General features: G+C 66.0%; 16 protein-coding genes. 8 read left to right on the forward strand and 8 right to left on the reverse strand.

Going from position 1 to position 14,307, the window contains the following annotated elements:
- Window positions 1–74: 74 nt before the first annotated feature.
- Both J4G12_08985 and J4G12_08990 read left to right on the forward strand, forming a co-directional pair.
- Window positions 75–1,223: a glycosyltransferase family 1 protein gene (locus J4G12_08985; protein MCE2455931.1), complete on the forward strand. Its 1,149-nt coding sequence runs from the start codon at window positions 75–77 to the stop codon at window positions 1,221–1,223.
- A complete protein-coding gene (locus tag J4G12_08990) occupies window positions 1,220–1,753 on the forward strand; it encodes a phosphatase PAP2 family protein (protein MCE2455932.1) in 534 nt (177 codons plus the stop codon). Before J4G12_08985 ends, J4G12_08990 begins: the two co-directional genes overlap by 4 nt.
- 17 nt (window positions 1,754–1,770) lie before the next feature.
- On the opposite strand, the gene J4G12_08995 is transcribed toward J4G12_08990, so the two are convergent.
- From J4G12_08995 to J4G12_09005, 3 genes are read right to left on the reverse strand one after another with little or no spacing between them, the layout of a single operon-like run.
- A complete protein-coding gene (locus J4G12_08995) occupies window positions 1,771–3,777 on the reverse strand; it encodes a PQQ-binding-like beta-propeller repeat protein (GenBank protein MCE2455933.1) in 2,007 nt (668 codons plus the stop codon).
- The gene (locus J4G12_09000; protein MCE2455934.1) at window positions 3,774–4,151 is read right to left on the reverse strand and encodes a cupin domain-containing protein; all 378 of its coding nucleotides are present in this window, start codon (window positions 4,149–4,151) and stop codon (window positions 3,774–3,776) included. The genes J4G12_08995 and J4G12_09000 overlap by 4 nt, the downstream gene beginning before the upstream one ends.
- A 44-nt stretch (window positions 4,152–4,195) precedes the next feature.
- A complete protein-coding gene (locus tag J4G12_09005; protein ID MCE2455935.1) occupies window positions 4,196–4,606 on the reverse strand; it encodes a hypothetical protein in 411 nt (136 codons plus the stop codon).
- A 109-nt stretch (window positions 4,607–4,715) separates the two neighbouring features.
- Between J4G12_09005 and J4G12_09010 the strand changes: the two genes are divergently transcribed.
- Window positions 4,716–5,204: a low molecular weight phosphotyrosine protein phosphatase gene (locus tag J4G12_09010; GenBank protein ID MCE2455936.1), complete on the forward strand. Its 489-nt coding sequence runs from the start codon at window positions 4,716–4,718 to the stop codon at window positions 5,202–5,204.
- A 117-nt stretch (window positions 5,205–5,321) separates the two neighbouring features.
- On the opposite strand, the gene J4G12_09015 is transcribed toward J4G12_09010, so the two are convergent.
- A complete protein-coding gene (locus J4G12_09015; GenBank protein ID MCE2455937.1) occupies window positions 5,322–6,503 on the reverse strand; it encodes a pyridoxal phosphate-dependent aminotransferase in 1,182 nt (393 codons plus the stop codon).
- A 260-nt stretch (window positions 6,504–6,763) separates the two neighbouring features.
- On the opposite strand from J4G12_09015, the gene J4G12_09020 reads away from it, so the two are divergent.
- From J4G12_09020 to J4G12_09035, 4 genes are all read left to right on the forward strand, one after another.
- Window positions 6,764–7,381 (forward strand): 6-bladed beta-propeller, encoded by a 618-nt coding sequence (locus J4G12_09020; GenBank protein ID MCE2455938.1) that lies wholly within the window; start codon window positions 6,764–6,766, stop codon window positions 7,379–7,381.
- Between the two features lie 105 nt (window positions 7,382–7,486).
- Window positions 7,487–8,092, forward strand: a complete 606-nt coding sequence (locus J4G12_09025) for a hypothetical protein (GenBank protein ID MCE2455939.1) — start codon at window positions 7,487–7,489, stop codon at window positions 8,090–8,092.
- A gap of 15 nt (window positions 8,093–8,107) precedes the next feature.
- Complete coding sequence (locus J4G12_09030) at window positions 8,108–8,581, forward strand: hypothetical protein (protein ID MCE2455940.1); 474 nt, start codon at window positions 8,108–8,110, stop codon at window positions 8,579–8,581.
- Window positions 8,582–8,792: 211 nt separating this feature from the next.
- Window positions 8,793–10,169, forward strand: a complete 1,377-nt coding sequence (locus J4G12_09035; protein ID MCE2455941.1) for a hypothetical protein — start codon at window positions 8,793–8,795, stop codon at window positions 10,167–10,169.
- Between the two features lie 428 nt (window positions 10,170–10,597).
- Here J4G12_09035 and J4G12_09040 read toward each other — a convergent pair whose 3' ends face one another.
- The gene (locus J4G12_09040; protein ID MCE2455942.1) at window positions 10,598–10,852 is read right to left on the reverse strand and encodes a hypothetical protein; all 255 of its coding nucleotides are present in this window, start codon (window positions 10,850–10,852) and stop codon (window positions 10,598–10,600) included.
- A gap of 177 nt (window positions 10,853–11,029) precedes the next feature.
- Between J4G12_09040 and J4G12_09045 the strand changes: the two genes are divergently transcribed.
- Window positions 11,030–11,578, forward strand: coding sequence for a hypothetical protein (locus J4G12_09045; GenBank protein ID MCE2455943.1), 549 nt, complete (start codon window positions 11,030–11,032; stop codon window positions 11,576–11,578).
- A 522-nt stretch (window positions 11,579–12,100) separates the two neighbouring features.
- Here J4G12_09045 and J4G12_09050 read toward each other — a convergent pair.
- The 3 genes from J4G12_09050 to J4G12_09060 all read right to left on the reverse strand — a co-directional run.
- The gene (locus J4G12_09050) at window positions 12,101–12,511 is read right to left on the reverse strand and encodes a hypothetical protein (protein MCE2455944.1); all 411 of its coding nucleotides are present in this window, start codon (window positions 12,509–12,511) and stop codon (window positions 12,101–12,103) included.
- Window positions 12,512–12,544: 33 nt separating this feature from the next.
- Window positions 12,545–13,633 (reverse strand): YncE family protein, encoded by a 1,089-nt coding sequence (locus tag J4G12_09055; GenBank protein MCE2455945.1) that lies wholly within the window; start codon window positions 13,631–13,633, stop codon window positions 12,545–12,547.
- 47 nt (window positions 13,634–13,680) lie between these two features.
- Window positions 13,681–14,307: hypothetical protein (locus J4G12_09060; protein ID MCE2455946.1), on the reverse strand; the 627-nt coding region annotated here is incomplete at its 5' end.

A 14,307-nucleotide genomic window follows, 5' to 3' on the forward strand; every position in this document is an offset into this window, starting at 1 on the left:
GGTCTTGATGAACACCCTCCACCAAGGCTCGACTCTCCGGTCTTTCTTGAGCCCTCGACCATGAAGGTGGCAACGTGAGAGTGGCGCTCTTCACCGACACGTATCCATCCGACCTGAACGGGGTAGCGATGACGCTCGGCAAGCTTGTGGCTCACGGCAGGTCCCGAGGGCACGAATTCGCTCTGGTGACGCCGAAGGTCTCGGAAGAGCCGTGCGCGAACGCCGCCGTCCACCTTCGGAACCCGAGTTGTCCGGTCCCCTTCTATCCCGATCTCAACCTGGCCTGGGCCATGGGGGGGCAGGTTCGTAAGGTCATGACCGCCTTCAACCCGGACGTGGTGCACGTGGCCACCGAGGCGACGGTCGGCATCGCGGGCAGGCTTTGGGCCGAGCGCAAGCACGTACCGCTCGTCACCTCCTACCACACCAACTTCGTGGAGTATCTGACTCACTACGGCATGGGGATCTTCGCCACCTCGCTCTGGCGCTATCTGCGCTGGTTCCACGATCTGGCGGAGGTGACCTACTGCCCGAGCTCGGATACCTTGGCCGATCTGCGTCAGCACGGCATGCACGATCGCTTGAAGGTGTGGTCGCGCGGCGTCGACACCGACCGCTTCGATCCGGGGCGTCGGAGCATGGAGGTGCGAGAGCGGCTGGCGCCCGGGGCGGAATACGTCATGGGGTACGTCGGCAGACTGGCCGGTGAGAAGCGCGTCGAGGTTCTTCTCGAAGCGTTCAGGGTCGTGCGGGAGCGTTACGGCGACCGGGTCGCGCTCGTGGTCGTGGGCGACGGCCCCCGTGCGGCTGCTCTGAGGGCCGAGGCCCCGGAGGGCGCGCACTTCACCGGATACCTGCGCGGTGACGCTCTCGCCGAAGCATACGCCTCCTTCGATCTCTTCACCTTCCCATCCGATACCGAGACCTTCGGCAACGTCGTGCTCGAGGCCCTGGCATCGGGCGTTCCGGCCGTGGTCGCCAACAGGGGTGGCGTGCGCGAGACCGTCATTCCGGGTCGAACCGGGATCCGGGTTCCGCCTCTGGACGCGGACGCCTTCGCCGAAGCGTGCATTCGGCTGCTCGCCAACGACATGGAGCGGCGCACCTTGGCGCGAGGGGCTCGGGAGGAGGCCCTGAGCCGGAGCTGGAGCGCCGTCCTCGACGGGGTTCTCGACGGATACCGGTCGCAGTTGCCCGACAGATTCCGGGAAATCCGGGCGTGAACGCCATCAAGCTCGCGCTGGGCAGCTACGACGAGCGCATCCTGATCGCGTTTCTGACCCGTCGGCGCCACACCGCCGACATTTTCATGCGCCTCGTCACCAAACTCGGCAACGCGGCGGTCATCATTCCGATCACCCTCTCGACCGCCTTCGGTCTGGTACCGGGACCGTCGGAGCTGGCGACGGCCGGGCGGCTGGCCGCGTGGAGCCTCGCGATCTCCCATCTTCTGGCGCAGATCCTCAAGCGGATGGTCGGAAGGAAGCGTCCGGATCTGCCCGCCGGACTCGATCGGCTCATCGTGCCGGAGGACCGGTTCTCGTTCCCGTCCGGACACGCGACGGCCGGACTCTCGGTGGCGCTTCCGGTGATGCTGGTACTGTCCTGGCCGATAGCGGCCGTCGTTCTCGGGGTCGGTGTTCTGATCGGGATCAGCCGCTGCTACCTTGGGGTTCACTACCCAGGCGACGTGCTGGTCGGATGGGCGCTCGCCACCTGCACGGTATTTTCCGTTCAGGGCGTTCTGCTCTGACCCTTCCGCGCTCTCAGCTACGCCTCGGGCAGCGCCAGCGCGACGAGCTCCGCGCTGACCCCCCTTCCTCCGACCGAGAGCACGACGTACTGTCTCCCGCCGGCCATGTAGGTCATGGGCACGCCCGTCTGCGGGGCAGGCAAATCGATCTCGGCCACGGTCTCGCCTGTCGCCTTGTCGAGCGCCCTGAGGATCGGCGCCCCCCCGGCTCCTTCTCCGGCGAAGAGCAGCGAGCCGGTAACCAGCAGCCCCGAGCGCGAAGGCTTCCCGGTTCTGGGCAGGTCGGAAAGCTCCACCCCCAGGGTTTCCGCCACCCGCGCCGGCGTGTCGCCGTTGGCGACGGTCCACGAGACGCGACCGCTCGTCAGGTCTATGGCGGTGATCCGGCCCCACGGAGGCTTCACGATAGGGATGCCCCGGGCGACCTGACCGGATCTGGCACGGTGGACGTAGGCCATGTCGCTGGCGTCGCCCGCCTCCTCCAGAGCTAGGATGAAGGCGTTGGTCTGAGATCCGACGTAGAACATGCCGGTCCCGGGGTCGAAGGCGGCGCCCTCCCAGTTGGCGCCTCCCGTCGAGTAAGGCAGCGAGAGAGTTCCCTGGGTTCCGTCCGGCGCCTCCGCGAGCGAGGGCGGCGTGTAGAGCGGGCCCATGCGGAAGCGTGCCGCCACTTCACGGGCTCGTTCGCGGATCTCGGGCGTGAGATCGATGAGGAAATCCTCTTGGAACCCTTGCCGGTCGAAGGGCTCCGGCAGGGTCGGGAAGGGCTGGGTGGGAGAAGTCCGCTCGCCGGGAACGTCGCTCTGCGGTACCGCTCGCTCCTGGATCGGCCACACCGGTTCGCCGGTTTCGCGGTCGAAGACGAATGTGAAACCCTGTTTGGTGATCTGGGCGACCACCCGCCTGAAGACGCCTTCGATCTCGAGGTCGGCGAGGAGGGGCGCGGCCGGGTTGTCGTAGTCCCAGATGTCGTGGCGTACCGTCTGGAAGTGCCAGACCCGCTCGCCGGTCCGGGCGTCGAGGCAGACCAGGCTGGTCGAGAAGAGGTTGTCGCCCTGGCGATGTCCGCCGTAGTAGTCTCCCGTGCCGGCCTCGGTCGGCAGATAGACGTAGCCAGTCTCAGGGTCGTAGGTGATCGGCGCCCAGACCGCGGCGTTGCCGGAGTACTCGGCCGATCCGCCCTCCCAGCTCTCGTGTCCGAACTCGCCTGCCTCGGGGATGGTGCGGAAGGTCCAGAGGAGCTCGCCGGTCCGGGCGTCGAATCCGCGTACGTCGCCGGGAGTGTTGCGCATCGAAGGAGGCCTGAAGCCCACGTGGTGAGCCGATCCCACCACGACGACATCGCCCGCGACGGTCGGGGGCGAGGTGGCTCCGATGGTGCCGACCATGGGGACGCCTTCGCGGCCGCGATGGTTCTCCATGAGATCGACGACGCCGTTCTCGCCGAATTCCCGGATCGGCCTGCCGTTCGACGCGTCCAGAGCGACCAGCCGGTAACCGGGCGTCACCGCCAGTATGCGCGCATCGCCCGCTTCCGAACGCCAGAACGAGACGCCCCGACCGGGGTTGCGCCTGGGAGCCGCGGCGAGTCGCTCTCCCTCGTCCATGGTCCAGGTCCAGAGAGTCTCGCCGCTGGTGGGGTCGATGGCCACCACCGCTCTCCGAAGCCCGGCGGTGGCATATAGCGCTCCGTCCACCGCGATCGGAACGGTCTGGCTGGCTATGAAGGGGTTGGGGCCGAAGTTGCGCGCCGTCCATCTCCACGCGATCTCCAGACTTCCCGCGTTCGAGGCGTCGATCTGCGCGAGAGACGAGTACCGGGTGTGACCGTGATCGCCCCCGTAGGTGTGCCACTCGCCCGACGGCGCACCGTCCTGGCCTGGCGCGGCCGCAGCCGTCGGGGCCGCGAGCGCGAGCGCGAGGCCGAGAACGATCAGGAAAGCGGCGACCGACGGCCACTTCCCCAGGGGCCCGCGCAAAGGCGGGCGAGGCGACCGGTCCACCGGCAAGGCCGTTGGCCTCACTCTTCGGTGATGCGGATACGGTCCTCGCGGTTCGGGACCACGCATATGAATTCGAAGGGCTCGTCGGCATCGGCCCGATAGTCGTGTTCCACGCCCGCAGGAACGTAGACGGCGTCTCCCGCGCTGACGCGATGGACCTCATGGCCGATCCGCATGCGGGCGCTCCCGCGCAGCACGTACTGTTCGTGCTCGACCTCGTTGGTATGAAGCGGCATGCCGCCTCCCGGCTCCATGACGAAGCGACGCAGGCAGAAGTTGGGCGCTTCGCCAGGTCCGACCAGAACCTGCATCGACGTGCCCTCGCCCGCCGCGACCTCGTTCGCCGGTACCGATCCGGCCGGCCGCACCGGCCCTGTCTCCTCGATCTCGCTCATTTCTTCTCGTTCCGAGGGGGTGTGCGCTCGGCTCCATCGCGTCCCTACCCGTTCTCGGCGTAAATCCCCACCTGGAGCGACGGTGCGAGCGTGTACTCAAACTTGAGACGATTTTCGCCTTCCACAACCACCGTCGTGGTCCGCTGCCTGGTCTTGGGGTGATCCCGACCTCGGTCGTTCTCGATGACGGCGACCTCGTCGGGCCCGAGCCCGTCGGTGATCCGGTCGAGCTCGGCCAGCAGAAGCTCGAGCAGCTCGGCCTCGGCCTCGTCCTGAACGTCGCCCTCGGCGCTGGGCGCGAGCTCATGAAGCGTACGCCGTTCATAGCCGTCCGCGAAGTCGGCCGCGCCGATGCGAGCCGTGCCGGTGGAGCGGAATCCGACCTCGGTCAGAGCACGGGCGTTGAACTCCGGAACGACGCTCCTGTATGAGTTTCCGTACCTGCGTAGAATCATCTGCGGTGCCGTCTTCGGTGCGTTAGGGTTCTATCTTCGGTGCGTTAGGGTTCTAAATTGTCTCACGAGCGGGAACGAGCCTCCCGGTCTTCCTCCACCCCAGCATTCGATGTCGCCAGCGAATCCGAAACGCTTGAGAACCTCCGTCCTCTTCGTCTGTCTGGGCAACATATGCAGATCGCCCCTGGCCGAGGGGATCTTCGTCGGCCTTGTGAAAGACGCTGGTCTCGAAGAGGTCTTCACCATCGATTCCGCCGGAACAGGGTCCTGGCACGTCGGTTCTCCGCCCGACGCCCGCTCCGTGCAGGTCGCCGCTCAACACGGATTGACCTTGGAGTGCGCTGCGCGGCAGGTGTCTCCGAGCGACTTCCAGGACTTCGACCACATCGTGGCCATGGATCGCAGCAACCTGCGCGACCTGGAGGGGATGGCTCAGCTCGATGGTTCGAAGGCCGAGCTCTCGCTCCTGCGTTCGCGCGATCCGATGGGCGGTTTCGACGTGCCCGATCCATACTATGGAGGGGCCAACGGCTTCGAGCGCGTCTACCGCATGATCGAACGCTGTTGCCAAGAGCTCCTTCTCGACCTGCGCGGCTGAAACGGCCGGATCTCCGCCGTTCGACTCGCCGACCGTGACGGACGAGAGGGTCGCCGTCCGCGGCGTCCGGCGCGGATGCGGCGTCGCACTGCCGTGGGAGGTTTCGTCCACGGGCAGCTAAGCCCTGCCGACCATGCGGGCCATCCGCCGTATCGCCTCCTCGATGACGGAGTCCGCGGCGGCGAAGCTCATCCGCGACCAGCGATCATCGCCGAAGGCGGCACCGGGCACGAGAGCCACCCCTTCCTCGGAAAGCAGTTGGCGGCACCACTCGGTGGAGCTCTCGACGCCCAGCGCGTTCGAGCGGAAGTACAGGTAGAAGGCGCCCTTCGGGTAGACGAAACGCACTTCCGGCAGCAGCTCCTCGAAGAGCCCGACGACGAGATCCCGCCGGCGCTCGAAGGCGACTCCCATCTCGGTGATCGACGCGTCCGCGGCAGCGGGGTCTCCATACGCCCTCAGAGCGGCCATCTGGGTCGGCGTCGAAATGTTTGAAGTCATCTGGCTCTGGAGCGAAATCATCTTCTTCGCCAAATCGTTCGCTGAGAAGGAGTAGCCGATCCTCCACCCGGTCATGGCGAAGCACTTGGAGGCGCCGTCGACGAGCACGAAGTCTGGCAACGAGCCTTCCGGCAGGTCCAGAAGACCCGGGGCGTCGCCGGGGCCGTCGTGGTGGATGCGGCGGTAGATCTCGTCCGAGATCAGCCATGCCCCTCGTTCTCTCGCCCAAGCGGCGATTTCCGTCAGTTCGGACAGGGAATAAACCGCACCCGTCGGGTTGCTCGGCGAGTTGAGGATGAGCCCCTTGACGTTCTCGAAAGCGACTCGCTCCAGCTCGGTGGAAGTGACCTTGAAGTCGTTCTCCTCCCGACCGAAGACGACCTTGGGTTCGGCGCGGGCCAGCGTGACGAGATCCGGATAGGTCGTCCAGTAGGGCGCCGCCACGACAACCTCGTCGCCCGGACCGAAGAGCGAGAAGATGGCGTTGAAGAGGGCCTGCTTGGCGCCCGCCGTCACCACGAGACCGTTCCAGTCGAGCTCGCGCCCCGCCTGTGCGCTCAGCCTCGCGGTGATCGCCTGCCGCAGTTCGGGGAGTCCGGCGGGCGGCGTGTAACGTGTGCGTCCGTCCCTGATGCCCCGGATCCCTCCTGCCGAGATGAACTCCGGAGTGCGAAAGTCGGGCTCGCCGGCGCTCAGATTCAGAATGTCTCGACCCTCCGCCTTGAGCTGTTTGGCGAGGGTGCTGACCGCGATGGTCGCGGAAGGTTGGAGGTCCTTGATGTTCGACGAGAACTTCACGATGGGTCGCTGGGAAAGGTTGGAGTTCGGTGACGTCCAAGATAGCGTCTCCCGACCGGGGCTGGACAGACGCTGCCGACTGCGGGGTGAGCGTCCCGACGTGCCCCCCGAGCTGGAACGTCGGTCGGCTCGAAACGGTAGCAACCCTCTGGTTGAAGGGAGGGTCGGGCAACCGAAACACGCCCGAGTCGATCAAACCGTCGGACTCGACCGATTCCGGAATTCCTTTCCGTGAAACCAGCCTCCCACCGCCATCGCCAATGAAAAGCACCGGTTTTGCCACACCGACGGCCGTCCTTCTTGCGTTCCTGGCCGTACACCCCGCGCTCCCCGCCCAGGAGATCGTTGAAGTCACGGACCGCGACCGACGGATCGACCCCGCGTTCGAGGAGGTCTACCGAGTCGGCGTCCTCGACGGCGAGGCCTGGGAGATGTTCGCCTCAGTGGGCCAGGTCGCCTTCGACGCGAAGGGCGACCTGTACATTTTCGACGGGACGACCGGTCCGGCGATTGGCGGGGGGATGCTTCTGACGCGTTCCGGTGCGGTCAGGGTCCTCGTGTTCGACGCGGCGGGGCGATTCGTAACGGAATTCGGATCTTCGGGTCAGGGTCCCGGCGAGTTCAACCAGCCGATGGGCTTCGCGGTGTTGCGGGACGGCACCGTGGTCGTGAGCGATGTCGGCCATCGCGCCTACCAGCTCTTCAACGCCTCCGGCGAGTTTCTGCGTATGGTCCGGGCGGGCGAAGGGCCAGATGCCGTGGCGATTCCGGCCCATGACATTCAGCCGGATCCGCGCGGCGGAGCGGTCTTTGCCGGCGGGAGCGGGGCCTCCATCACCATGAGCGCGGGCGGCGCGGTGGATCCGCCCACCTCCTGACCGATCCTGCGGGTCGGACTCGACGCCGAGGCCGCGCGCGCCGATACGGTGGCGGAGGGATGGCTGCCGCAACAAACCGACCTTGAAGATCTCGCGACGGGCCCGATGCCCGCCCAGCTTCGCGACGCGCTTCGCGGCATGGCCATGCCCACCGTGTTCGAGCCCCGGTTACTCGTCGGCGTTCTTTCCGATGGCGGCATCGTTCACTCGGACTCGTCGGCGTACGCGTTGAAGATCACACCGCCGGGTGCGCGCGATGTCGCGCGCATCATACGGCGGCCCTTCGATCCCGAGCCCGTGACCGAGGCGGTCCGGGAGGCGCACGAGGAGAGGATGGCAGCCGCAAGGCGCGCACTCGGCGGAAGCGGACCAAGACGCCTCATGCTGGTCGGGGCCGCCGAAGGGAACAATCCTGGGCCGGAGGCCATGTTCGACTTGGAGGACCGCTACTACCACGAGATTCCCGTGCTGCGCGGCCTGGCAACCACGTGGGAGGGCCGCATTTGGGTGCAGCGCGGTGGCGAAGAACCGGATAGCGACGGCCCCATCGACGTCCTGACGGCGGAAGGAGCGTACGTCGGCACCTATGCGACCGGCGCGACCGAGATGCCTGACGCCTTCGGTCCCGACGGATTGGTGGCGTTCATCGAGCTGGACGAGCTCGAAGTCGCCAGCGTGGTTGTCAGGAGGCTGCCGGTGGAAGTCCGGTGAGGTTGGTGGAGCAAGATGGGACTCCTTCCTATCCCGATCCACACGGGGAACGGGAATTCCCGCCCGGCTCAGCGCCTCAACCCGCGCCTTGCTGCGGACCGCCTGGAAGCTGGGGGCGAAGGACGGCAAGTCGAGGATCGAGCAGTTCGCGCCTGGATGGAGAAGCAGCATCCGGATGCAGCGGGAAGCCTGCGCGAAGGGCTCGGCGAGATGTTCACCGTCAGCGAGATCGGATTGACCCCAGCACTCCGGCGGTGCCTGGGCACGACCGACCTGCTCGACAACGTCCACTCGGGAATGCGCCGCCGCACAGGCCGGGTGACCCGGTGGAGAGACGGGTCCATGGCGGTGCGCTGGGCGGCGGCCGCGTTCCTGGAAGCCGAGAAGAGCCACCGCAGGATCATGGGCTACAAGGACCTCCGGATACTCGAGGCGCACCTGGACGAGCTCGCCACTCCCCAGGTTGACGGTAAGGAGATTGCCGCGTAGCTTTGAATCGACCGAGAGCCACCGCAACCTCCAACCACGGTTGGGACCTCAGCGATATCTAGTGCCCCGAAGGCACACCTTCCTGAGCTTGTCACCAAGTACCGGGACCGGTTGCTCAGTCATCCTACTCGTAACCTCCTCGCAGTGCGTGGTCGAGGTTGCAGCGGTCACGCCAGCGACGGAGCCGAAGATGAGAAAATCCATGACACGTATGCTGAGGATGACGGCCACCGTAGTCGCGGTGCTGGCCGTGTCGTCGGCCCCCGGCGCCCTGACCACGCCGAAGGCGGCGGCCCAGGAAGTCCCGTGCGACGCGACGTGCGTGCACGTCCCCGATCCGCCGGTGCTCGCTTGTATGATGGGCTGCGGTGACCCTGCGCCCGATTCTCAGGAGGCCACCTTGGATGGTCCGGATGTTCCTCTGGTCGCGCTGACGGAGGAGCTCTTCCTCCTTGGGGGGGCTTCGGAAGAGGAATGGCAAGCCTTCACGGAGATCTCCGAGGTTCACTTCGACCACGATGGCAACTTAGTTATTCTCGACCGGCGACAGAACCGGGTTGTCGTCGTGGGTTCGGATGGAGAGTTTCGCCGCCATATATCACGAACTGGACAGGGACCGGGAGAGTTGCGTATGGCCATCGGGGTCGGCGTCCTTCACGACAACCGGATCGTCGTGCGCGATGTCGGCCACAATGCCCTATTCCTGTTCGGAGCCGACGGCAACTTCCTGGAGCAGCATGTCGCGATTCGCGAGCCTTCCACGAGGATGCAGTCCCAGTCCGTCATCGGTTCATCCCAAACCCTTCCCGCGTTGCTCGGCAGTTTCCCCGACGGCCGATTGCTTACGGCTCGCCGGCGGGGGGCTAGGGCCCTGGACATCCACACGATTGGCCGGGGCAGCCGGGAAGTCTATCGGGCGTATACTCCTCCCCCGTCCGAAGCTGCTGGAAGTGAGAGCGTCTCGATGATCCGGATAGGCGAGATGGAAGTGCAGCTGCCCGGCGGAATCCTGCCCCGACGAACGGTATTCGGTCCCCCTCTGTTGGCAGCGGTTCTGGCCGACGGGGAGATAGCTGTCGTTGATTCCGTAGGGTACCAGGTCAAGATAGTGCGGCCGGACGACGGCTCAGTACGTACTGTACTGGAAAGGCCTATCAACCCCTTCCCGGTGACGGCAGAGATGCAGGAGGCGGCAAGGGAGCGTGAGAGTGGTGGAGGGGGCGCACAGGTGATCGCCACGGGGCCCGGCATATCGGGCGCAGCGGGACGGGAACTGGAATCGGCGATCGCACAGTCTCTGGTCCCAGAGATGGACTTCGGCTCTGAGGTGCCCGTCATCAGCGAGATGGGCGTCGACCACGGGAACCGGATCTGGATTGTGCGATCGGGCGAGGACGGCGTATCGCCGGGTCCAGTGGATGTCCTCACTCCGTCCGGCGGCTACCTGGGCACGCTGTCTGAGGATTTCTTCCAGATGCCGGACGCGTTTGGGCCTGACGGCATGATGGCGTACATCGAGCTGGGCGAGTTCGATGTGCCCGTCCTTAGAGTCCTTAGGCTTGTGAGTCTCACGGTCGCCGGGGGTTGACAGATAACTGCTCGGGTGGTCCGAGATGATCGCGCCACTGTCCGGAACAACGCGGTCGAACATGCTCCCATCGGTACTGCAATACCCGGGGTCGTTCCGTGGCTGATCCGCAACGGGCGAACCAGTGCCAGCGATCCATCTCGGCTCTACAAGCGTCCGAGTCTAGCCATTTGGTGCCGTTCTCCCGCCATTTCCGCAAAAAGGTAAGGAAATGTGATCCGGGGGCAAGAACGGCAGACCGTGCAGTCCCAATTGAACTTAAGGAAGCCCTGCTTTGCGGACGGTTGGGTTTTTGGGGTTGATGGTGTCTGATATGGTTTCTTTTCTCTCCCCTCCAACAGTGGAGAGGGGTAACGAGCGAGCCCGACGAAGCGAGCAGGCCTGAGAAGCCGGAGAGCTTAGGCCACCCCCGGCCCTGCCGGTTCGCTTCAGGCAGCATGGTCGAATTTCTCGAAGTCCGCCGGTGATTCGTAGCCGAGCGCCGAGCGGAGCCGGCGAAGGACGGCCGCGAACATCCGCTCCCTTTGGTCAACGTCTTCGCGCTGGCCGGAGGTGCGCTGGATCACATCATCGACGTGGTCGGGCGCGCGGCGATCTGAGGTGCTGTGGATATCGGCGCCGCCGGGGTCGCGGGAGAGAAGCAGCCAGGTAAGGAGCGGGCGGGCGGGGGCGCGGCGTACCACGGGCGGCAGCGGGGCCGGGCGTACTTGTCGGACCGGGCCGTCCGGGTCGAGAGGCCCCGGCTGCGCAGCTCGGGCGAGGGCGAGCTTGCGATCCCGGCATAGGAGGCGCTCAGACGGCGGTCGGGACTCGGGGAGCGGTGTTGCTATCCGGCTTGAGCACGCGGTCCGATCGGGGAGATGGCCGAGACGGCGGGCGAACGTCTCAAGAAGCTGGCGGAACGGCAGCTGGACGACCGGGACTATCCGATCGTCTACGTCGACGGCATCCGGTTCTGCGGCCACCACATCCTCGCGGCGCTCGGTGTGGACGCCGAAAGCCACAAGCGGATCCTGGATCCCGGAAGGGCGAGACTGTTCGTCCTCGACGGGTCCAAGGCGCTGAGCAAGGCGGTCGGCCAGGTCTTCGGGAGCTCGTGCCTTGTCGAGCGCTGCCGGAACCACAAGATGCGCAATGTGACCGGCCATCTGCCCAAGGCGCTCCACGACCCAGGCCCGCGCCGTGCTGCAGGCCGCCCGGAAGCTGGGCGCGAAGGACGGCAGATCGAGCAGTTCGCGCCTGGATGGAGAAGCAGCGTCCGGACGCAGGGGAAGCCTGCGCGAGGGGCTCCAAGAGATGATCGCCGGCAGCGAGATCGGACTGACCTCGGCACTCCGGCGGTGCCTGGGGCACGGCCGACCTCATCGACGACGTCCACTGGGGAAGGCGCCGCCGCACAGGCCGGGTGACCCGGTGGAGAGACCGGGTCCATGGCGGTGCGCTGAGCGGCTGCTGCGTTCCTGGACGCCGAGAAGGGCTACCCGCAGGATCATGGGCTACAGGGACCTCCGGATACTCAAGGCGTACCTGGACGAGCTCACCACTCCCCCCGTTGACGGTAGGAGGTTGCCGCGTAGGCGGAAAACCAAATGCTGAATCACGGCAGGAGATCACGTAAGTCAAACTGGGACTGCACGATCTGCCACTCTTGCCATTGAACCACTCCGGTCCGATCGGATCGGGAAAACGGGAAAACCGGCGTCAAACGGCGGGACTCCCAAGCATGGTTCAATACCTTTGGCCGGACCGTATTGCGAGTCGGCGTTCGAGAAATGCGTTTCCCGGGAAGGCCGACTCGGTGGACGGGATCACGCCATTCACGCAAGTCGAGCAGGAGCGCCTCAAGTTTCCACCGCCATGACGCCCGTCCAGACGACGAGATTCACCTTGTCCTCCTCGATGGGATCGAGCGGCGCGGGCGGCTTCTATGGCTATAGCCCGAGTTCGTTCACGACATCGGCGATCCTGCGCGTCAATTCTCCGGGGACGACCCGGTCGGGCGCGAACACCTCCCGGAGCCGCCGCTCCTGGCGGATACCACACGGTGCTTCGACGGCGTCCGCAACCCGGTCCCTTCCTCGACGGATAACCCGGAGGCGGTGTGTTATGAGGACATGGTCGGCAGCCGCCCTGAAGAGGGGACGGATGCCGGGCTGGAGCGTGGCCGTATCCGCGGCGCGCATCCATTCGTCGCACATGTCGCGGCGGGCGCGCCCCCAAACACCGAAAGCTCCGTCCGCGAACCCCTCCAGCAGCGCGCGCTCGGTGTGTTCGGTGCATGAGAGGTTTCCGAGGCAGGTCAGGGTATCGCGCTCGATCTCCGCGTTCGGCACCACGGGCACGAACTGAAACTCATTCCGGCTGGAACGACCGCATCAGTTCGGCGTCGTTGAATTTCGATCCGTCGCGTGGCCGGGAAGGTACGCCACTCCTAGGGTAAGCACCCCGACCTCGCGCCTCCACAGAACCTCGCCCGTGTCGATACGGATCGCTGCCACACCGCCGGGCTCGGCTACCCGACCCTCCCAGGTCACATAGGCGATCTCGCCAACGGGGTCGAGCGCGACTCCGTGCGGAAAATCCGCATCGGCCAGTTCGACGCGTCGCACTTCCGCCAGGGTCGCAGAGTTGAGCACCGACATCGAGCCGTCCAGTCGGTTGGCCACCACCAACACCCTTCCGCTCGCCGAGCCCGCGATCTGAGCCGGACCCTGCCCGACCTCGACCGCGCCGTCGGGGTCACCCGTCCGAGAGAAAGCCCGCACCTCACTGGTTCGGGCCATGGTCACATAGAAGTGGCTGCCATCCGGACTCCACGCCACGTTCATCGGCTGATAACGCGGCGCGCCGGCCGGGCCGCGCACTGGTCCGACGGAAAAGCGTGTGAGCGTATGGCCTGAGGCCACGTCCATCAGCGCGATCTCGTCGGACAGGGAACAGGTGACGGCAACTCGCTCCCCGCGCGGGTCGACCGCGGCGTGGTGCGGAGCGGGGCAGACCACGGGAAGGGCTGCCACGGTAAGGTCGTCTACGTCCACGACCGCCACTCGGCTCTCCTCACCAAGCCCACCTCGCCAGTAGTCGGGAATGAAGGCTCGGCTGCCGTCAGGAGTGAGTTCCACTCGCGCCGCGCCGGGCATGTCGAGGGAGAGACGTCCAACCAGCCGGTCGCCGTGGGTCTCGTACTTCCAGAGCGTAGGGTGGCCGTGCGCAAGGGTCGCGTACCAGTGGCGGCCGTCGGGAGACACGGTCACGCCGTGGGGTTCGTCGGTCTCGGCGCGTCGACGGTCGATCGAGATTGTGTGGAGGATCGTTCCGTCGCGCGCATCTAGCACATGGACCTCGTCCGTGAAGCCCGAGGTGACGTACAGGCGGGGGGCCTCCCTATGGGGGGAGACGTTCGGCGAGCCGCCGCAGGTGGTGGCCAACAGTGCCGCAGCGACAGCGGCGAGCCGGTACAGCATCTGGTTTGTGCTGGCTCCGGGCAGAGTCGTTCGTCCGCAACATCGCCTCAACGGCCAGGCTCCAGGACGATCAATCCATGGTTCATGTCCGATACGTACAACTTGCCGTTGCCATGCAGCTGGGGTGCCCAGGCGCAGGTCGCATTGCGGTCCGGGAAGCAGATTGCCCGTTCCTCCGCGTACCGGATGAAGGCGGTTTCGCGTCCCTGCAGCTCAAGCTGGCCCATCAGCTCTCCCGTGACATCTAGCATGCGCACGCCCTGTTCGTACCAGGCAAGATAGAGCGTGCCCGTCTCCTCATCCAGCCAGTAGTTGTGCGACGTGGCTCCTGGCACCTCGTAGGTTGCAACTATGCTGGGCCGGGAGATGTCGCTCAGATCCACGACGCGCATGATCCCGGGCGGGTCGCCGGTAAAGGCGAACTGCTCTTGACCCACGAAGGCGTAGCCAGCCTCAGGCCACCACCAGACGTTGTGGGTCTCTCCGCCAAGATCCGCCAGGCGGGTCACTTCCACGGGACGGGTGGGTGATCCCCCGGCCATCCCCTTGCCCACGTCCAGGATGATCAAGCCCGCATCCCAGTGCGACAGGAAGACCAGCCCGTCGCGCACGTAGACATCGTGCAGGAAGCTGTCCCCGCCGAAAAAGCTGGCCGCAACCTGCGGGGAAGCGGG

Source organism: Gemmatimonadota bacterium, assembly GCA_021295815.1.
GTDB lineage: Bacteria > Gemmatimonadota > Gemmatimonadetes > Longimicrobiales > Gaopeijiaceae > JAGWBQ01.